The organism is Pseudonocardia sp. NPDC049635 (assembly GCF_040659795.1).
Lineage (GTDB): Bacteria > Actinomycetota > Actinomycetes > Mycobacteriales > Pseudonocardiaceae > Pseudonocardia.
Genome location: NZ_JBFAON010000007.1, coordinates 222,666 through 245,081 on the forward strand (window position 1 = coordinate 222,666; position 22,416 = coordinate 245,081).

Annotated in this window: 21 protein-coding genes; 13 read left to right on the forward strand and 8 right to left on the reverse strand. The window is 74.2% G+C overall.

Annotation, left to right across the window (positions count from 1 at the left end):
• Positions 1–39 precede the first annotated feature (39 nt).
• Genes AB0J24_RS11960 through AB0J24_RS11970 form a run of 3 tightly spaced genes read left to right on the forward strand, consistent with a single transcriptional unit; the run spans position 40 to position 2,961 of the window.
• A complete protein-coding gene (locus AB0J24_RS11960) occupies positions 40–1,350 on the forward strand; it encodes an amidase (protein WP_358679343.1) in 1,311 nt (436 codons plus the stop codon).
• Between the two features lie 49 nt (positions 1,351–1,399).
• Positions 1,400–1,978, forward strand: coding sequence for a hypothetical protein (locus AB0J24_RS11965; protein ID WP_358679346.1), 579 nt, complete (start codon positions 1,400–1,402; stop codon positions 1,976–1,978).
• 35 nt (positions 1,979–2,013) lie between these two features.
• Positions 2,014–2,961, forward strand: a complete 948-nt coding sequence (locus AB0J24_RS11970; protein WP_358679349.1) for a prephenate dehydrogenase — start codon at positions 2,014–2,016, stop codon at positions 2,959–2,961.
• A gap of 7 nt (positions 2,962–2,968) precedes the next feature.
• Here AB0J24_RS11970 and AB0J24_RS11975 read toward each other — a convergent pair whose 3' ends face one another.
• Together AB0J24_RS11975 and ligD are read right to left on the reverse strand one after the other, a co-directional pair.
• Positions 2,969–3,592 carry a putative glycolipid-binding domain-containing protein gene (locus tag AB0J24_RS11975; protein WP_358679352.1) on the reverse strand — a complete coding sequence of 208 codons (624 nt, stop codon included), beginning with the start codon at positions 3,590–3,592 and terminating at the stop codon, positions 2,969–2,971.
• A gap of 84 nt (positions 3,593–3,676) precedes the next feature.
• Positions 3,677–4,624 carry a non-homologous end-joining DNA ligase gene (gene ligD, locus AB0J24_RS11980; RefSeq protein ID WP_358679424.1) on the reverse strand — a complete coding sequence of 316 codons (948 nt, stop codon included), beginning with the start codon at positions 4,622–4,624 and terminating at the stop codon, positions 3,677–3,679.
• 53 nt (positions 4,625–4,677) lie between these two features.
• Here ligD and AB0J24_RS11985 point away from each other — a divergent pair, with 53 nt between their 5' ends.
• Positions 4,678–5,745 carry a Ku protein gene (locus AB0J24_RS11985; RefSeq protein WP_358679355.1) on the forward strand — a complete coding sequence of 356 codons (1,068 nt, stop codon included), beginning with the start codon at positions 4,678–4,680 and terminating at the stop codon, positions 5,743–5,745.
• A 2-nt stretch (positions 5,746–5,747) separates the two neighbouring features.
• Here the strand turns inward: AB0J24_RS11985 and AB0J24_RS11990 are convergent, their stop codons facing one another.
• Complete coding sequence (locus AB0J24_RS11990) at positions 5,748–6,791, reverse strand: LCP family protein (protein ID WP_358679358.1); 1,044 nt, start codon at positions 6,789–6,791, stop codon at positions 5,748–5,750.
• A 423-nt stretch (positions 6,792–7,214) separates the two neighbouring features.
• Here AB0J24_RS11990 and AB0J24_RS11995 point away from each other — a divergent pair, with 423 nt between their 5' ends.
• The 6 genes from AB0J24_RS11995 (at position 7,215) to AB0J24_RS12020 (ending at position 14,571) form a co-directional block, all read left to right on the forward strand.
• Entirely contained in the window at positions 7,215–7,979 is a 765-nt protein-coding gene (locus tag AB0J24_RS11995) for a nucleoside phosphorylase (RefSeq protein WP_358679361.1), read from the forward strand.
• Positions 7,976–8,344 carry a hypothetical protein gene (locus AB0J24_RS12000; RefSeq protein WP_358679364.1) on the forward strand — a complete coding sequence of 123 codons (369 nt, stop codon included), beginning with the start codon at positions 7,976–7,978 and terminating at the stop codon, positions 8,342–8,344. Before AB0J24_RS11995 ends, AB0J24_RS12000 begins: the two co-directional genes overlap by 4 nt.
• Before the next feature lie 52 nt (positions 8,345–8,396).
• Positions 8,397–9,698 (forward strand): geranylgeranyl reductase family protein, encoded by a 1,302-nt coding sequence (locus AB0J24_RS12005; protein WP_358679366.1) that lies wholly within the window; start codon positions 8,397–8,399, stop codon positions 9,696–9,698.
• 42 nt (positions 9,699–9,740) lie between these two features.
• Positions 9,741–10,601 (forward strand): alpha/beta fold hydrolase, encoded by an 861-nt coding sequence (locus tag AB0J24_RS12010; RefSeq protein ID WP_358679369.1) that lies wholly within the window; start codon positions 9,741–9,743, stop codon positions 10,599–10,601.
• Positions 10,602–10,795: 194 nt separating this feature from the next.
• Entirely contained in the window at positions 10,796–12,406 is a 1,611-nt protein-coding gene (locus tag AB0J24_RS12015) for a protein kinase (RefSeq protein ID WP_358679371.1), read from the forward strand.
• A 134-nt stretch (positions 12,407–12,540) separates the two neighbouring features.
• The gene (locus AB0J24_RS12020; protein ID WP_358679374.1) at positions 12,541–14,571 is read left to right on the forward strand and encodes a cytochrome c oxidase assembly protein; all 2,031 of its coding nucleotides are present in this window, start codon (positions 12,541–12,543) and stop codon (positions 14,569–14,571) included.
• A gap of 80 nt (positions 14,572–14,651) precedes the next feature.
• On the opposite strand, the gene AB0J24_RS12025 is transcribed toward AB0J24_RS12020, so the two are convergent.
• On the reverse strand, positions 14,652–16,946 hold the full coding sequence (locus tag AB0J24_RS12025) for a heavy metal translocating P-type ATPase (RefSeq protein ID WP_358679376.1): 2,295 nt from the start codon (positions 16,944–16,946) through the stop codon (positions 14,652–14,654).
• A gap of 124 nt (positions 16,947–17,070) precedes the next feature.
• Between AB0J24_RS12025 and AB0J24_RS12030 the strand changes: the two genes are divergently transcribed.
• Complete coding sequence (locus AB0J24_RS12030; protein WP_358679379.1) at positions 17,071–17,757, forward strand: thioredoxin domain-containing protein; 687 nt, start codon at positions 17,071–17,073, stop codon at positions 17,755–17,757.
• Positions 17,758–17,916: 159 nt separating this feature from the next.
• Here AB0J24_RS12030 and AB0J24_RS12035 read toward each other — a convergent pair whose 3' ends face one another.
• Positions 17,917–18,123, reverse strand: a complete 207-nt coding sequence (locus AB0J24_RS12035) for a hypothetical protein (protein WP_358679382.1) — start codon at positions 18,121–18,123, stop codon at positions 17,917–17,919.
• 237 nt (positions 18,124–18,360) lie between these two features.
• Between AB0J24_RS12035 and AB0J24_RS12040 the strand changes: the two genes are divergently transcribed.
• Positions 18,361–19,218 (forward strand): helix-turn-helix transcriptional regulator, encoded by an 858-nt coding sequence (locus AB0J24_RS12040; RefSeq protein ID WP_358679385.1) that lies wholly within the window; start codon positions 18,361–18,363, stop codon positions 19,216–19,218.
• Between the two features lie 9 nt (positions 19,219–19,227).
• Here AB0J24_RS12040 and AB0J24_RS12045 read toward each other — a convergent pair whose 3' ends face one another.
• Together AB0J24_RS12045 and AB0J24_RS12050 are read right to left on the reverse strand one after the other, a co-directional pair.
• Complete coding sequence (locus AB0J24_RS12045; RefSeq protein WP_358679388.1) at positions 19,228–19,422, reverse strand: DUF397 domain-containing protein; 195 nt, start codon at positions 19,420–19,422, stop codon at positions 19,228–19,230.
• Between the two features lie 254 nt (positions 19,423–19,676).
• Positions 19,677–20,636 carry a DMT family transporter gene (locus AB0J24_RS12050; RefSeq protein ID WP_358679390.1) on the reverse strand — a complete coding sequence of 320 codons (960 nt, stop codon included), beginning with the start codon at positions 20,634–20,636 and terminating at the stop codon, positions 19,677–19,679.
• A 40-nt stretch (positions 20,637–20,676) separates the two neighbouring features.
• On the opposite strand from AB0J24_RS12050, the gene AB0J24_RS12055 reads away from it, so the two are divergent.
• On the forward strand, positions 20,677–21,366 hold the full coding sequence (locus AB0J24_RS12055; protein WP_358679393.1) for a CGNR zinc finger domain-containing protein: 690 nt from the start codon (positions 20,677–20,679) through the stop codon (positions 21,364–21,366).
• Between the two features lie 4 nt (positions 21,367–21,370).
• Here the strand turns inward: AB0J24_RS12055 and pcaD are convergent, their stop codons facing one another.
• On the reverse strand, positions 21,371–22,129 hold the full coding sequence (gene pcaD, locus AB0J24_RS12060; protein WP_358679395.1) for a 3-oxoadipate enol-lactonase: 759 nt from the start codon (positions 22,127–22,129) through the stop codon (positions 21,371–21,373).
• Positions 22,130–22,416 lie beyond the last annotated feature (287 nt).

A 22,416-nucleotide genomic window follows, 5' to 3' on the forward strand; every position in this document is an offset into this window, starting at 1 on the left:
CCGCTTGTCCGTACCGGCCGGTGACGGCAGGCTGGGCCGGTGCTGCCGCTCCCCGACCTGGTGCGGGCCCTGGACTCCGGTGAGCTCTCCCCCACCGACCATCTCGACGACGTCCTGGCCCGTCTCGACGCCGACCGGACCGGCAGCGTCATCGGCCTCGACCGTGCGGGCGCGCGCGCCCGCGCCGCCGGGCTGACGGCGCTCGCGCGCCGCGGTGAGCGCGCCGGTCCGCTGCACGGCGTGGCCGTCGGCGTCAAGGACGTCGTCGACGTCGCCGGGCTGCCGACCCGCTGCGGGTCGCGCCTGCTCGACGACGCACCGCCCGCCCGGACCGACGCCCCGGTCGTGGCGATGCTCCGCGCGGCGGGGGCGGTCGTCGTCGGGAAGCTGCACACCCACGAGTTCGCCTACGGCCCGGTCGGTGACGTCGCGGCCACCGGCCCCGCCCGCAACCCGCACGACCTCACCCGGGTGACCGGCGGGTCGTCGTCCGGGCCGGCCGCGGCGGTCGCGGCCGGGCACCTGCCGCTCACCGTCGGGACCGACACCGGGGCGAGCGTGCGCACCCCGGCCGCGCTGTGCGGGGTGGCCGGCTGGAAGCCGCGCCGCGGTGTGCTCCCCGGGGCCGGGGTGTTCCCGCTGGCGGACTCGTTCGACACCGTCGGGCTGCTCGCCGCCGACGCCGCCTCGCTGACCCTCGCCCGGTCCGCCCTCACCGGTGCGGCGGCGTCCGGGCCCGGACGTGGCCGGCCGCTCCGGGTCGGGGTGGCGACCGGCCCGTGGTGGCGCCCGCACGATCCGGTGATCGCCGACGCGGTCCGGGTGGTGGCCGACACGCTCACCGGTCTCGGCGTGCAGGTCTCCGAACAGGACACACCCGGTGTCGACGAGCTGGCCGCCACCTACCCGGTGATCACCGGCGCCGAGGCGTACGCGACACACCGGCAGTGGTTCACCACCCGTCGTGACGAGTACCAGCCCGCCACCGCCGAACGGCTCGCCCCGCACGCCGACGTCCCGGCGCACGTCTACGTGGACGCGCAACGGACCCGGCGCCGGCTCGCCACCGCGCTGCGCGGGCACCTCGGCTGCGACGTCCTGCTCTGCCCCACCACCCGGCTGCGTGCGGTGCCGATCGGCGTCGACCAGGTGTCCACACCGGACGGGGACGTCGCGGTCCGGCAGGCCCTGCTGGAGACCACCTCGCCGTTCAACCTGATGGACCTGCCGGTGGTGGCGCTGCCGGTCCCGGTCCCGGGGCTCCCGGCGGGCGTGCAGCTGGTGGGGGTCACGGCGGGCGACGAGGCGCTGCTGGGCCTGGCCCGCGAGATCGAACAGGCCCTGCGGTGAGGCGGCGGCACCGCGGTGGTCCGGGTGCTCCGGCGACGCGGGGGCCGCGGTGATCCTGCCGGTCGCGGTCGCCCGCGGCGTCGCGGCCGGGGAGATCGACCGCGCCTACCGCCGCTGGTCGACCTCCCGGGTGCGCCCTGGTTCGACGCTGCGCACCGCCGCCGGCGTCGTCGAGATCGTCGCGGTGGACGAGATCGACCCGTCGTCGATCACCGATGACGACGCGCGCGCCGCGGGCGCCGCCTCCGCCGCGGTGGTCCGCGGGTCCTTCCGCGGCTCCCCCGGTGACCCGGTCTTCCGGATCCGGCTGCGCGCCGCCGGACCCGACCCGCGCGTGGCGCTGCGCGACGAGCCGCCGACCGGCCCCGGGGAGCTCGACGAGCTCGTCCGGCGGCTGGACCGGTTGGACCGGGCGTCCCGGCACGGGTCGTGGACCAGGGCGACGCTGCGGTGCATCGCCGCCCATCCCGGGGAACGGGCGGCCGATCTGGCGCGCCGGCTCGGGCGGGAACGGGACCCGCTGAAGCTCGACGTCCGGAAACTCACGAACCTCGGGCTGACCGAGAGCCTGGGTACCGGGTACCGGGTCTCACCGCGCGGCGAGTCGTTCCTCGCGACGGGCCGCTGAGGCACCCGGCCGGGCGGCCTCTACCCTCCGGACGCATGCGAGCGGTGTGCGTGCTGGGGGCCGGACTGATCGGTGGGTCGCTGATGCGTGCCGCGGCACGCGCCGGCCGTGACGTCTGGGGCACCGCCGCCTCCGACTCCACCGCCGCAGCGGCCGCCGCCGACGGTTTCGACGTCACCACCGACACCGACGCCGCACTGGCCCGGGCGGCCGCTGCCGACGCGCTGGTCGTCGTCGCGGTCCCGCTGACCGCGCTCGAACCGGTGCTGCGCCGGATCGACGCGGTCGCCCCCGCCTGCCGGCTCACCGACGCGGTCAGTGTGAAGGTCGCGGTCGCCGACGCGGTCGCCGAGTTCGCCCCCCGCGCCCGCTACGTGGGCGGGCACCCGATGGCGGGGACCGCGGAGTCCGGCTGGGCGGCGAGCGATCCGGACCTGTTCGACGGTGCCGCCTGGGTGGTCGCCGCCGACGACGGCCTGGATCTCGACGTGTGGCGCGACGTCGCCGAGCTGGCCTGGGCCTGCGGCTCGCGGGTGGTCCCCGCGGCCGCCGACGAGCACGACATCGCGGTCGCCCGGATCTCGCACCTGCCGCACCTGTTCGCCGCCGTGCTCGCCTCGGTCGGCGCCGGGGACCAGGGGGACGATCTCGCACTCGCCCTGTCCGCGAGCTCGTTCGCCGACGGGACCCGGGTCGCCGGCACCCGGCCGGAACTGGTGCTGGCGATGTGCGAGGGCAACCGCGCGTCGCTGCTCGCCGCCGTCGACGACGCGCTGGGCCGGCTCGGCGCGATGCGCGGCGCACTGGCCTCCACCGGCGGTCTCGCCGCGACCGTGCGGGCCGGGCACGAGGCGCGGATGCGCTGGGCGTCCACCCGGGAACCGCTGGAGCTGCCGGTGTCCCTGGACGGGGAGCCCTCCGCGGTGCTGGCCGAGCTGCGCGAGCTGGGACGGCGCGGCGAGGTCGTCGAACCCTGGAAGTAGCCCGCGCTCACCCGGCGGGCAGCTCCGTGCGGGCGGCCAGCCCCGGGTAGTCGATGACGAATCCGTCGTCGTCGACGGTCATCTGCGTCATCGTGCCGGCCGCCTGCGCCGACACCCCGCCCGCCTCGAACCCGACGACCGCGGGCTCGGCGGCGGTGCCCGCCCGCACCGTCCGGTAGACCTGCTCGGTCGCCTCCACCCGCAGTGTCGGGAGGTCGACGACCACCATCGGGACGACGTGCTCGCCCCGGTCCCGGTGCAGCCCGAGCCGCCGGATCGGCAGCGCGTCGAACACCGGGCTGAACGCGAGATCGACGTCACGGGCGCCGTGGAACTCGCCGCGGGTCCCGCCGGAGCCGTCGTCGACCAGCCACACCCCGTCGGTGCTGCGGCTGATCGTCAGCTGTTGCTCGCCACCGGCGGTCGCGACGTCCACCGCGAGCCGGGACAGCGAGCCGTCACCGGCCACGACCAACCGGTACGACGCGGTGAGCACGCCACCCGGGAGGCCGGGGACCCCACGGATCATCCGGCCGACCGCCCGGAACCCGCCGCCGGCCGTGGTGATCCGGGCGGACTCCAGACCTCCCCCGGTGTCCGGTTCGGAACGCCAGCTGAGCATGATCGCCATGCACACCTCCGCATCGGCTCGACGTCGCGGGACCCTCGTTCCACACCGCCGCGCCGCGCGTGCAGAAGCGTGGTGATCGTGTCATCATCCCGGTTCCCGGCGCACGTCGGCCGGGTCGACGTCGTCGCGCACCCCGCGGAACACCGGCTGGCGCAGCCGACCCGCCTGCGTCCACCCCAGGTGCGCGATCTCCACCACGACGGCCGGGGTGCACCATCTGGCCCCGGTGGCGTCCACCCGCCCGATCGGTGCCGCGAACGGCGACGCGGTGGACTCCACCGCCGCGAGCCGTTCGGTCAGCACCTGTTGCACCGCCGTACCGGCGAGGCCGGATCCGACCCGCCCGGCGAACTCCAGCCCGCCCGGGCCGGGCACGCCGAGCAGCAGCGCACCGATCCGTTTCCCGCTGGTCCGCTCCGGCCGCCAGCCGCCGACCAGGCAGCTCTGCGAGTGCCGGTGCGCGACCTTCACCCAGTCGGGGCTGCGCCGCCCGGGCCGGTACACCGAGGTCTCACGCTTCGCGACGACACCCTCCAGCCCGCGCCGCGCGGTGACCTCCAGCAGCGCCGCACCGTCCGGGTAGCGCGGGGACACCTCGACGTGCGGGACGCCTGCGAGGTCCAGCCGGTCCAGCGTCGCGCGGCGCTCGGCCAGCGGCCGGTCGAGCAGCGGCACCCCGTAGAGCCGCAGCACGTCGAACACCATGAAGGTCACCGGGCGGCGCTGCGCGGCGGCCGGGCTCAGCACTCCCTGCATGCGGTGGGCGAGCGCGGCGAAGCTGGGGACGCCGTCGTCGAGCAGCACGACCTCACCGTCGAGCACCACGTCGGGCGCCAGATCGACCAACCCGGTGAGCTCCGGGAAGTTCGCGGTGACATCCCGGCCGGAACGGGTACGGAGCTGCAGAACAGGTGCCGGATCGCCGGGCCCGCCGGGGCCCTCGGTGACCGACGCCAGCACGCGCATGCCGTCCCACTTGACCTCGAACGACCAGTCCGGGCCGGTCGGGAGCGGTCCGGGGGTGGCGAGCATGGGCAACACACCGTCATGCTGTCACCGAACGCCGGGGCGAGGGGGACGAGCCAGTGCGAGCCATCTGGAGCGGGGCCGTGTCGTTCGGCCTGGTCAGTGTCCCCATCAAGGTGTACTCGGCGACGTCCAGCCACGACGTGCGGTTCCACCAGGTGCACGGCGAGGACGGTGGCCGGATCCGCTACAAGCGGACCTGCGAGGTGTGCGGCGAGGAGGTCACCTACGCCGACATCGTGAAGGGCTACGAGACGCCCGAGGGTGAGCTGATCACCCTCGACGAGAACGACCTCGCCTCGCTGCCGGTGTCCACCGGCCACGAGATCGACGTCGTCGAGTTCGTGCCGAACGACCAGATCGACCCGATGCTGTTCGACAAGACCTACTACCTGGAGCCGGAGACGAAGGCCGCGAAGCCCTATGCGCTGCTGCGCGAGGCGCTCAACGAGACCGACCGGACGGCCGTGGTGAAGGTGGCCCTGCGCCAGCGCGAGACCCTCGCGCTGCTCCGGGTGCGCGGCAAGGTGATCGTGCTGCAGACCCTGATCTGGACCGACGAGGTTCGCGAGCCCGACTTCGACGTGCTGGAGACCGACGTCGAGCTGCGCCCGCAGGAGCTGAAGATGGCGGCCTCGCTGGTCGAGTCCATGGGTGCCGACTTCGACCCGGCCGAGTTCCACGACGAGTACCGGGACGCGATGATCGACCTGATCGAGGCGAAGCGCTCCGACGGCGACGCCCGGCCCGCCCCCGCCGCGGAGCGGTCCGACGACGGCGCCGACTCGATGAGCGACCTGCTCTCCGCACTGCAGGCGAGCGTGGACGCGGCCCGGTCGTCGGGCGGGAAGCAGGGTTCCGGCTCCTCGGACGCGGAGTCCGGTACCGGGTCGCGGTCGCGCACGAAGTCGGGTCGCTCGAGCTCCCGGTCCGGCAGCTCCAGCGGTGGAACGGAGGCCGGATCCGGCTCGTCCGGCTCGTCCGGCCGGAAGTCGGGGTCGGCCGGCCGCTCCCGCAGCACGTCCCGCGGGAAGAGCGAGTCCGCTACCGGCACCGGGAGCGGTACCGGGTCGGGCAGCGACGCGAAGCCCACCGGCACCCGCCGTCGCAGCCGCAAGACCGCCTGAGCTCAGGGGCCGAAGCTCGACTCGGGCGGGCGCTCGCCGTTCTGCAACGCCCCGAACAGCGCCGACGCGCGTTCCCGGTCCCAGCGCAGGTTCGACCCACCGGCGCTGCCGCCGATCGGCACCGTCGTCTGGATCCCGTCGGTGCCGGACGCGCCGCGCATCGCCCAGGCCAGGCCGGCCACGTTCCACAGCCGGTCCGACTCGTCGACGGTGATGGTCTCGGTGATCGCGGACGCGAGCGGGACCGTGCGGAACGGGTTGGCCAGCGTCAGCGGGCTGGTCGCCTTGCCGAGCAGCGCCGAGAGGAACTCCCGCTGCCGCTGCACCCGGTCGAAGTCGGAGCCGGGCGTGGCCCGTGTCCGGACGTAGCCGAGCGCGGTCCGGCCGTCCATCTCCTGGCAGCCGGCTTCGATGTCCAGCCCGGCGAGCGGGTCGTTCATCGCCTCGTCGAGGCACATCTCGACCCCGCCGACGGCGTCCACCGCGCCGACGAAGCCGCCGAAACCGACCTCGACGTAGTGGTCGATCCGCAGACCGGTGGCCTGTTCGACGGTCTGCACGAGCAGCGGCGCGCCGCCGATCGCGAACGCGGCGTTGATCTTGTTGCTGCCGTGCCCGGGGACCGGGACGTAGGAGTCGCGCGGCAACGAGATCAACACGTCACCGGATCGGCCGCTGTGCAGCAACATGATCGTGTCGGTGCGCTGGCCCGCCACGTCACCGGTCGCCAGCCGCTCCTCGTCCTCGGCGGAGAGGCCGTCCCGGCTGTCCGAGCCGACGATCAGGTAGTTCGTGCCGGAGCCGCTGCCCGCGCTCTCGGCCGGGAGAGCCTCCACCCGGGTCATGTTCTGGTCCAGGTAGACCCCGAAGCCGACGAACGCGACGAGCAGCACGACCAGGACGGCCTTCCAGCGGCCGCGCAGCATCCCGCGCGCCCGCCGCCAGTCGGGAAGCGTGGGGCCCTTGGTGATCCGCCCGTCCCGGGGGGCGAGCGAGGCCGGGTGCACACCCGGACCGGGACCGGCGGGGCCGGCCGGGCGGGGCATCGCGGTGCCACGCTGCGGCCGGCCCGCCCGGGACGTCCGGCCCGGGGGCGGCGAGCGGAGCGGGCCCCGGCCGCGCACCGGCGGCGGCTGACGGGGCCGCCGGGGCGGTTGCGGCGGCTGTGGCTGCTGTGGCGGCGGCATCGGGCGTCCGCCCCGCCCGGGGAGCGGGCGGGCGCCGCGCCCCGGCTGGTTCGCCCAGCCCGGGCTGCCCGGCCGGCCGCCCTGCGGCGGCGGGCCACCACGCGGGGGCGGGCCGCGGAACTCTCCGGCCATGCCTGCTCCACCGTCCACCGGCCCCGCGGTCCGCGGGCCCTCACTTCCCCCGACCATACTGCCCGGGCCCCCTCGCCCGTTCCGGAGCGGCACGCCCGCCCGGCGGGCGCCGTGTTCACGAGGGGTGATCACCGGGCAGGATCTCCCTCCGTGGACCTGCCGCTGACCGAGGACGACCTGGCCGAGGAGGGCGTCCTGCGCGCCGCGTCCGTCGTGCGCCGGCCGCCGGACATGCCGGGGACCGCGGTGCTCTGCTGGTTCCCGGAGGTGGTCGACGCGCTCGGCGACGCCCGCGCGCTGTCGGTGTTCCGGACCGAACTGGGCCGCACACCGGTCCGGCTCACCCACGGCCCGACCGGGCATCCGGTCGCGGTACTGCACCCCGGTCTCGGGGCACCGCTGGCCGCGATGTTCCTGGAGAACCTGGCCGCCATGGGCGTGCGGCGGGTCGTCGGCGTCGGCGGGGCGGGTGCGCTGCGCCACGAGCTGACGGCGGGGCACGCGGTGGTGCTCGGCAGCGCGCTGCGCGACGAGGGCACGTCGTTCCACTACCTGCCGCCCTCCCGCACCCTGGACGCCGACCCGGCCGGGATCGCGGTGCTCGAACGGGCGCTCGACGACGCCGGCGTCCCCTGGACCGTCGGGCGCTGCTGGACCACCGACGCCGTCTACCGGGAGACCCGTGGCCGGATCGACCGCCGCCGGGCGGAGGGTTGCGCGGTGGTCGACATGGAGGCGTCCGCGCTGGTGGCCGCCGCCCGGCGGCTCGGGATCGGCTACGGCCAGGTGTTCCTGGCCGCCGACTCGCTGGCCGGGGAGAGCTGGGAACACCGCGGCTGGACGACGGCCCGCGCGGCCCGGGCGGGACTGTTCGGCGTGGCACTGGCCGCGGCCGAGGCGTGGGGCCGGTCGTGAGCGGCCCGCTGTTCGACGAGCGCGACCAGCTCGACACGGTCGCCGCCGCGCTGCTGCCCGGTGAACGGATCATCGCCGTCTACGACGCCCTCGACCCCTCGATCGGCTTCATCGGCCTGACAGAGCTGCGAATCCTCTTGCAGGACAACGCCTTCGACGGGGCGAGAACGGCGCTCACCTCGATTCCGTACGGCCGGGTCGGATCGGTCTCGCTGCTGTCCGGTCGCACCGTGACCGGCGGTTTCGTCCCTTCCGACCGGCTCGCCCTCACGGTCGGCCCGCACACCTACGAGCTGGCGCTGCGGGACCCGGGGCGGGCCCGCCACGTCCACGACGTCGTCCTCGACCGATGTGTCCGGCCGTGACCGGGGGCACGCTCGGCGGCGGGCCTCACCGCCGGATTGCGACACTGGGGCCATGAGTTCCGTCCCGTCGCCCACCGTCCCCGACGCCCCGGAGCCGCCCGCCCCGGAGCGCACCGACGTGCTGGTGGTCGGCGCGGGACCGGCCGGTGCCGCGGCGGCGGCGTGGGCCGCCCGGCACGGCCTCGACGTCGTTCTCGCCGACGCCGCCCGGTTCCCGCGGGACAAGGCCTGCGGTGACGGGCTGACCCCGCGGGCGATCGCCGAGCTGGCCCGGCTCGGCCTCGGCGACTGGGTGGACGGTCACGGCACCAACCAGGGCCTGCGGGCGCACGGGTTCGGACAGGTCCTGGAGCTGCCCTGGCCGGGCGGTTCGCTGCCCGCGCACGGGTCCGCCATCCCGCGCACCGAGCTCGACGCCGGGATCCGCCAGGTCGCGCTCGACTCCGGCGCGGTCCCGCTCGACGGCGCGAAGGCGGTCGACGTCGTGTTCTCCGGCGACCGGGTCGGGTCCGTCGTCTTCGCCGACGGGCGCACGATCGCCTGCCGGCGCCTGGTCGTCGCCGACGGGGCACGCTCCACGCTGGGCCGCGTGCTCGGCCGGGAGTGGCACCAGGACACCGCCTACGGCGTCGCCGCCCGCGGATACATCCGCTCCGGGCGGCACGACGACCCGTGGATCAGCTCGCACCTGGAGCTGCGCGGCGAGAACGACGAGGTGCTCGCCGGCTACGGCTGGTTGTTCCCGCTGAACGACGGCCGGGTCAACATCGGCGTCGGGACGCTGGCGACCGACCGGCGCCCGGCCAACATCAAGCTGCGCTCGCTGATCGAGCACTACGCGAACGCCCGCCGCGCCGACTGGCAGCTGGACGGGAAGGTCGATCTCCCCCGCTCGGCGCTGCTGCCGATGGGCGGGGCGGTGTCCGGGGTCGCCGGCCGCAACTGGGCACTGATCGGGGACGCCGCGGGCTGCGTGAACCCGCTCAACGGCGAGGGCATCGACTACGGCCTGGAGACCGGCAGGCTGGTCGCCGAACTGCTGACCGCGGGCGCCGACCTGGACACCGCCTGGCCCGCCACCCTGCGCTCGCACTACGGCCTGGCGTTCTCGATAGCCCGGCGGCTCGCCGGGCTCATCACGATCCCGCGGCTGCTCCCGATCGCCGGGCCGGTCGGGATGCGCTCACGCAGCCTGATGACGGTCGCCCTGCGGGTGATGGGCAACCTGGTCACCGACGAGGACACCGACCTCACCGCGCGGGCCTGGCGGGCCGCCGGGAAGCTCTCGGTCCGCCTCGACGACCGCCCCCCGTTCCCGGCCGCCGACCTGCGGACCCCCGCCGTCGCGCGCTGATCCCTGGCGTGCACCGAGCGGCGCGGGGCAGGATGGCCGACCGTGGCTACCGGGGATCCGACCGTCGTACTGGTGCACGGCATGGGGTGCAACGCCTCGTCCTGGAACGGTGTGGTGCGTGAGCTCGCACTGCGCGGGGTCCGGGCGCTCGCCGTCGACCTGCCCGGGCACGGCGCCGGCGCGCGCATCCCGCGGGGCTACCTGGGCTCCCAGGACCCGGCGCTGCTCGGCTCCGAGCCCAGCGGGATGAAGGGCATCGGCACACCGGACGACGTCGCCCACATGGCAGAGGTGCTGCGCCGCGCCAAGGAGCACGGACCGGTCGTCCTCGCCGGGGTCAGCCGGGGCGGGCTCACCCTCACCGCCGTGGGGAACAGCCACCCCGAGCTCGTGGACCGGCTCGTCTACATCTCGGCGCACTGCCCGGTGAACACCGACTCCGGCGCGTACCAGACCGCCCCGGAGAACGCGGACAGCCTGCTGCACCGCACCACCGCGCTGGTCGTCGCGAACCCGACGACGATCCGCGGGCTGCGGCTGAACTGGCGCACCGCGGACCCGGACATGCTGGACCTGCTGCAGGAGGCGCTGCTCGCCGACGGCACCCGTGACCAGCTGCTGGCCTACCTGCACGTGCAGGACCCGGACGAGTCGATCCTGATCGACGACTCCCTGGTGCAGGCCACAGCCGAGCAGTGGGGCCGGATCCCGCGGCACTACGTCCGGTTGCCCGCCGACCGCGCACTGCCGGTCGCGCTGCAGGACCGCTACATCGCCGAGGCCGACGCGCTGACCCCCGACAACCCCTTCACCGTGCACGAGCTGGGCGCCTCGCACATCGGCGTCCAGGTGCATCCCGGCCCGACCGCCGAGCTGCTCGCCCGGATCGCCGTAGCCGCGTGATCCTGGATCGGGAACCGGAACGCCTCCTGGGCGAACGCCCCGGTGCCCGATCCGGGATCACCTGTCGCACCGCGGATCCCCCGGATCGGGGGGCGCCGCACCGCGCGCCGTCGAAGGGTGCGCCCTGCCCGGACCGGTAGCTTCGTACCGGCTCCGTCGCGGAGCCGGTACACCGGGGAACATCGGGAGGGCCAGTGCAGCGCGGTGACGACCGGGACGCGGCCCGCCGCGGTGACGACCGGGACGCGGCCCGCCGCGGTGACGACCGGGACGCGACCCGCCGGGGGGCGCCCGACCCGTGGCGTACCGGCAACCACCGCCGCGGTGGGGCCCGCCCCGCCGATCCCGCCCCCACCCGCCGGGCGGCCCTGCCGCCGCAGGGCACGGGCGCCGGGCACGGTGGTCCCCAGGACCCGACCCGCCGAGCCGCCGCGCCGGGCCGGCCCGGCCCCGAGCACACCCGCCGGACGGCCGCGGACGACCCGACCCGGCGGGTCGGTCCGCCGCCCACCGCCGTCTACGGTGCCGCCCGCCCGCAGCGCCCCGACGCAACCCGGATGATGCCCGCTCCGGTCACCGAACCGGAGCTGCTCGGTGGCCGCTACCGGCTGGAGGGCCTGATCGGGCAGGGCGGCATGGCGGACGTGCACCGGGCCACCGACACCCGGCTCAACCGGCCGGTCGCCGTGAAGATCTTCGGGCCGGGCAACGACCCGACGGCCGACCAGCGCTTCGAGCAGGAGGCGCAGGTCATGGCGAACCTGCGCCATCCCGGCCTGGTCGCGGTGCACGACTTCGCGGTCGAGCCCGAGCGGGCCTACCTGGTGATGGAACTGGTCGACGGCCCCTCACTGAAGGACGTCATCGCCACCGAGGACCTCCCGCCCGACGACATCCGGCGGATCGGCTCCGAGATCGCCCAGACCCTCGCCTACGTGCACGGCCAGGGCGTCACCCACCGCGACGTGAAGCCGTCCAACATCCTCATCGACTCCGACGGCCGGGCCCGGCTCGCCGACTTCGGGATCGCCGCGCTGCTCGGCGTCGACGGTCACACCGCCGCGGGTGAGATCATCGGGACGCCCGCCTACCTCGCCCCGGAGCAGGTCCGCGGCACCCACGTCGGCCCGCCCGCCGACATCTACGCGCTCGGCCTGGTGCTGCTCGAGGCGTGGACCGGCCGCCAGGAGTACCAGGGCGAGGGTCTGCAGGGCGCGACCGAGCGGGTGCACCGGGCGCCGGTCGTGCCCGCCGACGTGCCGGAGCCGCTGCGCTCGACGATCTCCGCGGCCACCGCCACCGACCCGCACCGCAGGCCGGACGGCCACCGGGTCGCCGAGATGCTCGCCGCGGCCGCCCCCGCCCCGGCCGCCCCGGTGCAACCCGAGCCGGAGCCCGGCACGGCGGACCTGGGTTCGTCCGGCGCCGGGAAGTGGATCGCGATCGGCGCGTTCGCCGTCGCGCTGCTGGTGCTGCTGATCAGCTACCTGCTGTTCAGCGGGGGTGACGAGGACGCCCCGGCGCCGCCGGTCGAGACCAGCGAGACCAGCGCACCGGTCACGACGACGACCGAGCCCGAGGAGACCACCGAACCGGCCCGGACCACCGAGGAGACCGGTGACGGCGGGTTCCCCATCCCGACGAACCTCCCCACCGAGCTGCCGACCCTGCCGACGGCCATCCCGACCGAGCTGCCGGACCTGCCCACGAACCTCCCGAACCCGGACGAGATCACCGAGAGCGCGCAGGGTTTCTGGACCAGCGTGCAGCGGTGGTGGCAGGACCTCATCGGCGGCGGGAGCTGACCGAGGGCGTCGTCGCGGGTGGCCTCCGCTACCCGGGGCGGCGGCACGGGCAGGCCATCGGGGACCATCGTGGGTGAGACCACGGGCCGCATCCGAGGATCGGCCCGTCCGGCACGACCTGCGGAGGAACATCGGTGAGCGCGAGCACGGAGCCGGCGCCGGCCACGGTGCGACCGGATGCCGGTGACCGCACCGGTCGGCGCGGCCGCGACCTCCGCCCGTTCACCACGGCAGCGACCCTGCTGGTCGTGGCGATCTGCGGTGGCGTCGCGGTGGCCCTCACCATCGGCGACGACGGCTACTGGGCCCAGGGCGGGCTTCCCGTCCCCGACGATGTGGTCCGGATCGGGAACGTGCTCGCCCGGGTTGCGACGGTGGCCGCGATGGCCGTCGCGGCCGGGTCCCTGCTGGTCGCCGGTCTGGTCGCGGCACCGCAGGCGTCCGGAACCGTGGACGTGCAGGGCTACCGGGCGCTGCGCCGCGGTGCGCTGGCCGCGCTGCTCGGCGGTGTCACCGGGATCACCGCGGGCTGGCTGTCGGTCGCCGACATGTCCGGAACCGGCCTGAGCGACCTGGCCGGCGCCGGACCGTTCGGCTGGCTCGGCGCGGCCGCGACGCTGGACGAGCCGATGGGCTGGACCCTGGCCGGGGCCGGATTGCTGCTGGTCGCCGCCGGGGCCGGTTACGCGCTGAGCTGGAAGGGCGCCGCCGCGCTCGGCGTGTTCGCGGCGGCCACCGCCCTGTTCCCCGCGGCCGTGCACCCGGCCGCCACCGGCATGGCCCACGACTGGAGCGGTGACGGCTCGATGCTGCGGGCGCTCGCCGGGGTGGTGTTCCTCGGTGTCTGCGCAGCACTGACCGCATACCGGATCCACGGCGGCTCGCTCGCCGGTGCGGCCGGGCGTCGAGGCGGGGCGCTGCTCGCCGGCGCCGGGTCGGTCTACCTCGTCGCCGAGATCGTCTTCCAGGTCGTGGTCGTCTGGAACGGGCCGTGGGCCGGGTCGGCGTACGCCACGACCGTCGCCGTGTCCGCGGTGCTGCTCGCACTGCTGGTCGCCGGGACGGCGGTGCTCGTCCGCGTGCTCTCCTCCCCCCGCCCGGACGCCGCCGGACGGCTGCTCCCGGTACTGGCGGTGGCCGGCGCGGCGGTCGCCGCGCTGGGTGTCGCCGGGACCCGGCTGGTGCCGCCCCGCTTCCTGGTGCGTCCGGACACCGCGCTGGAGACGCTGATCGGTTGGAACATCGACCGGCCGTTCAGCGCGCTGACGATGCTGGTCGAGTGGCGCTGGAACATCGTCTTCGGCACCGGGGCGCTGCTGCTCGCCGGGCTGTACGCCCTCGGGGTGCGGCGGCTCGCCGCGCGCGGGGTCCGGTGGCCGGTCGGCCGGACGTGGGCGTGGATGCTGGGCTGCGCCGCACTGCTGTTCGCGACGTCGTCCGGCCTCGGGTTCTACTCCCCCGCCATGTTCAGCGTCCACATGATCAGCCACATGACGCTGAACATGCTCACCCCGATCCTGCTCAGCCTGGGGGGAGCGGTGACGCTGGCGCTGCGGGTGCTGCGTCCGGCGGGCCGGGGCAACCCCCCGGGGCCCCGGGAGTGGCTGCTCGCCGCGGTGCACTCGCGGGCCGCCCGCGTGCTGACCCATCCCGGGTGTGCCGCGGTGCTGTTCGTCGGATCCTTCTACGTCCTGTACTTCACGTCGCTGTTCGACGGTGCGCTGCGGTTCCACTGGACGCACCAGCTGATGAACCTGCACTTCGTGCTGGTGGGCTACCTGTTCTTCTGGCCGCTGATCGGTGTCGACTCCGCACCGCACAGGCTCCCGCACCTGGGCCGGCTCGCGGTGCTGCTCGCGACGATGCCGTTCCACGCGTTCTTCGGGATCGCCGTGATGAGCTCGTCGACCGTCCTCGGCCGGAACTTCTACGCCCAGGTGGGGTTGCCGTGGCTGGACCTGGCGGCCGACCAGAGCGTCGGCGGCGGGATCGCCTGGGCGACCGGTGAGCTGCCGATGCTGCTGGTGATGGTCACCCTGGTCGTGCAGTGGTCCCGGGACGACTCCCGGGAGGCGGCCCGGAAGGACCGCCAGGCCGCCCGGGACGACGACGCCGAACTGAAGGCGTACAACGAGATGCTGGCGAAGCTACGTCAGGGCGGCTGAGTCCGGCTCACACCGCGAGCCGGGCGTTCACGCCGAGGGCACGCGCCGGTCCGCCCGACGCGTAGCGCCGGTTCTCCGGGTCAGTCGCGGGCCTCGACGTAGGCGGTCTCGTCGTCCTCGGCCCGGACGCGGGTACCGGCGAGTGTCTCGTCGGCCCAGCTCGCCGCCCGGCGCAGGCGCAAGCTGTTCGTCACGACCAGGAACGACGAGACCGCCATCGCCGCCCCCGCCAGCAACGGGTTGAGCAGCCCGGCCATCGCGACCGGGATCGCGGCGGTGTTGTAGCCGAACGCCCACCACAGGTTGCCGCGGATCGTGCTCATCGTGGCCCTGGCCAGCTCGACGGTCGCCGGGAGCACCCGCAGGTCGTCGCGCACCAGCACGACGTCGGCCGCCTCCAGCGCCACGTCGGTGCCCGACCCGACGGCGATGCCCAGGTCCGCGGCGGCGAGTGCGGCGGCGTCGTTCACGCCGTCGCCGACCATCGCGACCGTCCGCCCCTGGGCCTGCAGCGCACGGACGTGGTCGACCTTGTCGTCGGGCAACGCACCGGCGACGACGTCGTCGATACCGCAGGCCCGTGCGACGGCGTGGGCCGCGGCGGGCCGGTCACCGGTCAGCAGCACCGGCCGCAGGCCCATCGCGACCAGCTCGGCGACCGCGACCGGGGCGGACTCCTTGACCGGGTCGGCCAGCGCGATCGCCCCGGCGAGCTCGTCACGCACCCGCACCGCCACCACGGTGTGCCCGGAGGACTCCCATCCGGCGATCCGCCCGGCCAGCTCACCGGTGTCGGCGGGCGGGCGTCCGACCGTGATCTCGACGCCGTCGACGGTGCCCCGGGCACCGAGCCCGGGCAGCGCGACGAAGTCCTCGACGCCCGGGACGGCGAGGCCCGCGTCCCGGGCGTGCCGGCGGACGGCGGCGGCGATCGCGTGCTCCGAGCCGGCCTCGACGGCCGCCGCCCTGGCGAGGAGCAGATCGGTGTCCGTCCCGGGTGCGGCGGCGATGTCGGTGACGGTCATCCGGCCGGTGGTCAGCGTGCCGGTCTTGTCGAGCACCACGGTGTCGGCGGCCCGGGTCGTCTCCAGCGCCCGGTAGCCCTTGACGAAGATGCCCAGCTCGGCGCCGCGCCCGGTGGCGACCATCAGCGCGGTCGGCGTGGCGAGCCCCAGCGCGCACGGGCAGGCGATGATGACGACCGCGATCGCCGGGCCGAGCGCGCCCGCCCACCCGGCGCCCGACAGCAGCCAGCCACCGAGCGTCACCACGGCGAGCACGAGCACCACCGGCACGAACACCGACGACACCCGGTCGACCAGGCGCTGGGTGGCCGACTTCTCCACCTGCGCCCGCTCGACGGCGGCGATCATCCGGGCCAGTCGGGTGTCCGCGCCGACCTGCTCGGCGACGACCACCAGGCGCCCGCCTGCCGGGATGGTGCCGCCGGCGACCGCGTCACCGGGGCCGACCTCCACCGGGACGGGTTCACCGGTCATCGCGCTGGTGTCGACGGCCGCACGACCCTCGACGACGACGCCGTCGGCGGCGATCCGCTCGCCCGGCCGGACCAGGAAGCGGTCGCCGACCCGCAACCGGCCCACCGGCGCCCGGGTTTCCGTCCCGTCGACGAGAAGCGTGACCTCGTCGGACTCCAGTGCCGCGAGCGACCGCATGACGCGTCCGGCCGTACGCCGGGCACGGGCCTCGAAGTAGCGCCCGGCCAGCACGAACGTCGTGACGCCCGCCGCGACCTCCAGGTACAGCGGACCCGACGGGTGCAGCACCGCGTCCCACCCGGTGAGCGTGACGCGGGTGTCGAGGAAGGCCATCTCACCCAGCGACCAGGCCGACGCCGAGATCACGCCGAGCGAGACCAGCGTGTCCATCGACGTCGTGCCGTGCCGCAGGTTCACGAACGCGGTGCGGTGGAACGGCCAGGCCGCCCACACCACCACCGGCAGCGCCAGCGCGACGACCACCCACTGCCAGTACGGGAACCGCAGCGACGGGACCAGCGACATCGCCAGCGACAGGTCGGCGAGCGGGATGAACAGCACCAGCGCGACGGCCATCCGGGTCCGGAGCCTGCGCAGCGCGGTGTCGTCCTCGGTGGCCGCGTCACCGGTGTCGGTGACGCCCCGCCGCAGCTCGGTCGCCCCGTAGCCGGCCTTGCGGACAGCACCCAGCAAGGTCTCGACGTCGGTGTCTGCCGGGTACTCGACCGTCGCACGCTCGGTCGCGAGGTTGACCGTCGCCCGGACACCGTCGAGCTTGCCCAGCTTGCGCTCCACCCGCCCGACGCAGGCGGCGCAGGTCATGCCGTCGATCCGCAGCTCTACCGTGCGGACGTCCACGGCGCCGTCGATGCTCACTCCTCCATGGTTCTACACGAGGTCAAACCTGGGCCACCCGGGACCGCGGTACCCCGGAGCGGCGTCGAGCACAACCGACCAGTACAAACAACGGTGTGACGACCACCCCCGAGGAGGACCGATGATGGCCGGAAAGAGGAGCGCGGCGAAGAACAAGAACCCGCTCACCGCCAAGAAGGGGCCGTCCCAGGCGACGGTGCTCGGCATCATCGTGGTGGTCGCGTTCGCCGCTCTCGTCGGGTTCGGGGTGTACTGGAACAGCAGCTCGTCCAGCACCCTGGTCCCGGCGAACGCGACGGCGTCGGGAGTGCCCGTGGGTAACGCCGACGCGCCCACGACCATCGACGTCTACGTGGACTTCCAGTGCCCGCACTGCGCGACGTTCGAGGAGCAGGCCGGCCCCACGCTGGAGGAGCTGCGCAACTCCGGGCAGGCCCAGGTCGTCTACCACCCGGTCGCGTTCCTGGACCGGGCCTCCACGACCCAGTTCTCGACACGCGCCGGAGCCGCTTCCGGCTGCGCCGCGGAGGCCGGCGTCTACCCCGAGTTCGAGAAGCTGCTCTTCGCCAACCAGCCGGCCCAGGGCGGCGAGGGCCTGAGCAACGACCAGCTCGCGCAGCTCGGTCAGCAGGCCGGTGCCGGGCCGGAGTTCGCCGAGTGCGTGGAGGACCAGCGGTTCGCGCCCTGGACCCAGGAGATCACCCAGCAGGCGCTGCGCGACAACATCTCGGGCACCCCCTCGGTGCGGGTGAACGGTCAGGACGTCGAGGCCAGCCCGCAGGCGATTCAGCAGGCGGTCGCCGCGGGCTGAGCCCCCGGTGTGGTCGCGGACCGGCCCACCCGTGCCGGTCCGTGACCCTTCCCGGGAGCATCGGGCTCCCGGTGCCCGCCCCGCCGGTCCACGGTCCGGCGGCGGGATCGTGCGCCCGGCCGGCCTCCGTGCATCTCTCGGCACGGCGCCGGACGACCCTCACCTGCGCAACGGACATTCGATGCAGAGGTCCTCGGGTTCGCGCGGGCGCCGTTCCTCCCGGCGCTCCTCCCAGGCGGCGCGGCGCTGCTGCGCCACCCGCCTCCACTCGCGGCGCTGCCCCTGGGTGTCCAGGGAGACGCCGATCAGCATGGCGAACCAGAGCATCAGGACGAGGCCGCCACCGGCGACGAGGTAGGTGGTCATCGGGACCACCCCCGCTCGCGGATGGCCGGACCGTGCTTCCGGAGACTGACTGTGGTGCCGTCATGGTCGTGCATGGCGCACCCCCTTCAGCGACTGTTGTCGCTGCTCAGGATCAGGAGCACAGTATGCGGTGCGAATGACCGCATGCACCAGACCCGATGCAATTTCTGTTCGATGCAATTGCACAGCCTGCCGACCGGTATCCTGAACCGGAGACCGGGGACACGAGGAGTGGACATGACCGTCACGCACGGCCCGGTCGTCATCCGGCGGCGCCTCGGTCACGTCCTCAAGCGCCTGCGCAGCGACCGCAACCTGCAACTCGCCGAGGTCGCGAAGCGCCTCGAGATCTCACCGTCGAAGCTCAGCCGGATCGAGACGGGCGCGGTCGAACCGAAGTACCGGGACGTGCGGGACCTGCTGGAGATCTACGACGCCCCGACAGAGGAGCGGGACCGGGTCCTGGACTGGGCGACCGAGGCCAAGTCACCGGGGTGGTGGGAGCGACACGACGTACCCTCGGACGAGAAGCTCAACATGCTCCTCTCGCTCGAGAAGGAATCCCGCTCGAAGCGAACCTACGCGATCGCTGTTGCCGGCCTCCTGCAGACGGAGGCGTACGCGCGCAGCATGCTCGGTCCGACCCAGCTGGATGTGCCTGCCGACATAGTCGATCGCCTGGTGGAGATCCGAATTCGTCGGGCACACGTTATCGAATTGGGCCGGACCGACGCTCCCCCGCTCGAGACGCACATCGTGCTCGACGAAGTGGCACTACACCGGGTCACCGGCCCGGAGATCGCACGAGAACAGGTCCGCCTGCTCCTCGAGCGCATGAGCCAACCGAACGTGACGCTGCAGATCCTGCCGTTCAGTGCTGGTTGGACTAGGGCCTCGAGCACGTTCTCGATCTTCGACCCCCGTGATCCGGCCACCGACTGGCCGGTCGTCAACGTCGAGAGCACCGAGAACGACGACTACTACGACAGCGAGCCGATGGTCGCGAGTTACGAGTCCGTCTGGCGCGACCTGCTCACGAAGGCACTCGACGAGGCGAGCACCCGCCGGGTACTCCTCGACCGACTCGCTGCCTGAGGTATCAGGTCAGCTGCGCAGACGCTCCACGTCGAACTCCCCGTTCCGTACGCCGGAGACGAACGCCTCCCACTCGGCATCGGTGAAGCGCACCTCGGCCCCGCTGACCGTGGATCGGACGACCACGCCATCCGCAGGTGCCGCGACGGCGACACACTCCCTGGCGACGCAGAAGGAGCTGGTGACGAACCGGTTCTCGGACAACGACGACCTCGATCTCGCTGGGCCTACGGGGGAGCACGCCTGCCGTCGGGTCGGCCCCACCCGGGCCCGCGCAGCGACGACGCTGCGGGACAGTGTGGCCAGGAACACCGACGGCGGAACAGTAGTGCACCCCGTTCGTGGCGCCGGAACACACCCCCGTGGAAGGGGCTCACACCCTTTCGCGCCGCCCCACACCCCGTGCAACGGGTGTGCGGCGCCGGAAAGGGGTGTGGGCTCCCGCCGCCGATGACGAGTCAGCCCTCCACCGCCACCTCGCTCGGCGTCGCGGCCGCCCGGTTCTCCGCCCGCCGGATGAGCACGATCCCGCCGAGGATCAGCACCCCGCCCAGCAGCTGCATCAGCGTCGGCTGTTGCGCCACCAGCAGCCAGGCCGCGAGCACCCCGAACAGCACCTCGGAGAGTCCCACGAACGACGCGACACGGGTGTCGAGCCGCCGGATCGCGAGGATGCCGGTGACGTAGGGCAGCGCCGTCGCGAGCACGACGAGCATCCCGAGCAGCAGCACCCAGTCGAGCTCGGCACCGCCGAGGGTCCCGACCGGTGCGCCGGTCGCCCACGGCGTGACCCCCAGCAGCCCTGTGACGGTCAGCGAGACCGCGCCGACGATCATGCCGCCGGAGATCATCAGCAGTGGTGGGACCTGACCCTCCCGGTTCCCACCGGGCAGCGCGAAGTAGACGCAGACACAGACCGCCGAGGCGAGACCCCAGAGGATCCCGGCCGGCTCGACGCGCTGCGGCCCGAACGGGTCGACGACGAACACCAGACCGGCGAGTGCGACGACGCAGCCGGCAAGGGTGATCGCCGACGGGGTGCGCCGGGTGGTGATCCAGGTCCAGCCGACGAGCAACACCGGGGCGAGGAACTCCAGCAGCAGCGCGACCCCGACCGAGAGGTACTGCAGGGCGTGGAAGAAGCAGAGCTGCACACCCGCCACCGCGAGCAGTCCGAAGATCACGATCTTGCGCCGGGCAGCCCGGTCCGGCCGGTGCCGGCGGGTCAGCACCACCGCCACCGGCAGGAGCAGCAGCGCAGCACCGGCGATCCGCAGCAGCGTGGTGAGACCCGGTGACCAGCCGGCCTGCAGGAAGGCGGCCCCGAGCGGGCCGGAGAATCCGTACGCGGCCGCCGAGACCAGCGCCCACGCGAGTCCGCGGACCAGGTGGTCCCGTGTCACGACCGAAGTACTCATAGACTCCTGACACTAGGAACCGATGATGTCAGGGGTCAACGTGGAATTCGCCCATGACACCCAGGTCGTGCTGGCGGCGGCCGCCGCGCTGGTCAACACCCGGCTGACCGAACCGGACGTCCTGGGCGACGCGGCGCTGTTCGAGGCCTGGATGGACGAGCAGCCCTACACCGGTGAACGGGCCCGCACCGACGACGAACGGGCCGCGGTCCGTGCGCTCCGGGAGCGGCTCGTGGCGCTCTGGCCCGCCGGTGCAGGCTCGGCCCCGCACTCAGGAGCGGCACCGGCCGCAGCGGGCTCGGACCTGGCCATGACCCCGGGCAGCGGCAACGGCAGCGGCACCGGGAACGGCAGCGGCAACGGGAACGGCAGCGGCAGCGGCACCGAGGGGCCGGACCGGGACCGGACGGTGGAGCTGGTCAACGCGATCCTCGCCGAGACCGACGCACGCCCCCGGCTCGCCCGGCACGACGGCTGGGACTGGCACCTGCACGTCACCCCGCGTGACGCCCCGCTGGCCGACCGGATGGGCGCCGAGATCGCGATGTCGGTGGTCGACCTGGTGCGTGCCGACGACCTGTCCCGGCTGCGCCGCTGTGCCGGCGAGGACTGCGACGCCGTCCTCGTCGACCTGTCCCGGAACCGGTCGAAACGCTTCTGCGACACCGGCAACTGCGCGAACCGCGCGCACGTGGCCGCCTACCGGGCCCGGCGGGCGAGCCGCGCGTGAGCGCTCACATCCGGGACAGGTGCCGGTCGAGCAGCGCGTTCACCTCGTCGGGACGCTCGTAGTTCAGCAGGTGCGCCGCGTCCGCGACCTCCGCGTACTCCGCACCGGGGACGGCATCGGCGATCTCGCGCACGGTCTCCGGCGGCGTCGCCGGGTCCTCGGCACCGGCCACCACCAGCGTGGGGACCGACACCGAGCCCAGCTCGGCGCGGATGTCGAAGGTGCCGATCGCGGCGCAACAGGCCGCGTAGCCATCGGGTCTCGCGGCACGAAGCATGTCCAGCAGCCGCTGCTCCCCCGCCGGGTCGCGGCGCGCCCAGTCCTCGACGTACCAGGTGCCGGGGCGGGACACGACCATGGCCTCGGTGCCCTGCTCGCGCACCGTGGCGGCCCGCTGCGGCCACGCCTGCGGGTTCGGGAACCGGGCGGCCGTCGCCAGCACCGCGATGCTGCGGACCCGCTCACCGCCGTGCACGCCCAGCCACTGCCCGATCGCGCCGCCGATCGAGACGCCCACGTAGTGGAACGCGGTGTCCCCGACGACGGCCAGCGCGCCCTCGGCGAGATCGGCGATCGTCAGGTCGTCGATGACGTCCGGCGAGCCGCCGTGCCCCGGCAGGTCGAAGCGGACACATCGGTACCGGTCGGACAGCGCCGCCACCTGGGCGTCGAACAGGTGCAGATCGGTGCCCAGCGACGGTCCGAACAGGATGACCGGGGCCGACTCCGGCCCGTCGGCGACATGGTGCAGCTCCCGTGCCATGCCCCCATCGTGCACCTCCGCACTCCCGGCTGCGCCGACCCCGGCGCCCGGTCAGTCGATCTCCTCCCAGCCCAGCCGGTCGGTCCAGCGCTCACCGCCGTCGGCGGTGTCCTGGTCCTGCTCGCGGGACGTGCTCGCCTCGCTGCTGCCGTGCACGGGTGCCTCCGGGATCAGGGGGACCCGTCGTGCCCGGGGTCGCACCGACGGAGTTGCTGCGCGGGCAGAAGCCACCGCGGGCAGTGCGGATCCCGATCAACCGCCTGGTGGTCTACTCCAACGAGCGGGAG

Bases quoted from the DNA above. Each gene is read 5' to 3' on its own strand.
- AB0J24_RS12030 (WP_358679379.1), top strand. From the start codon at position 17,071: ATGGCCGGAAAGAGGAGCGCGGCGAAGAACAAGAACCCGCTCACCGCC.
- AB0J24_RS12040 (WP_358679385.1), top strand. From the start codon at position 18,361: ATGACCGTCACGCACGGCCCGGTCGTCATCCGGCGGCGCCTCGGTCAC.
- AB0J24_RS11970 (WP_358679349.1), top strand. From the start codon at position 2,014: ATGCGAGCGGTGTGCGTGCTGGGGGCCGGACTGATCGGTGGGTCGCTG.
- ligD (WP_358679424.1), bottom strand. From the start codon at position 4,624: ATGCTCGCCACCCCCGGACCGCTCCCGACCGGCCCGGACTGGTCGTTC.
- AB0J24_RS12035 (WP_358679382.1), bottom strand. From the start codon at position 18,123: ATGACCACCTACCTCGTCGCCGGTGGCGGCCTCGTCCTGATGCTCTGG.
- AB0J24_RS11975 (WP_358679352.1), bottom strand. From the start codon at position 3,592: ATGGCGATCATGCTCAGCTGGCGTTCCGAACCGGACACCGGGGGAGGT.
- pcaD (WP_358679395.1), bottom strand. From the start codon at position 22,129: ATGGCACGGGAGCTGCACCATGTCGCCGACGGGCCGGAGTCGGCCCCG.
- AB0J24_RS12005 (WP_358679366.1), top strand. From the start codon at position 8,397: ATGAGTTCCGTCCCGTCGCCCACCGTCCCCGACGCCCCGGAGCCGCCC.
- AB0J24_RS11990 (WP_358679358.1), bottom strand. From the start codon at position 6,791: ATGCCCCGCCCGGCCGGCCCCGCCGGTCCCGGTCCGGGTGTGCACCCG.
- AB0J24_RS12050 (WP_358679390.1), bottom strand. From the start codon at position 20,636: ATGAGTACTTCGGTCGTGACACGGGACCACCTGGTCCGCGGACTCGCG.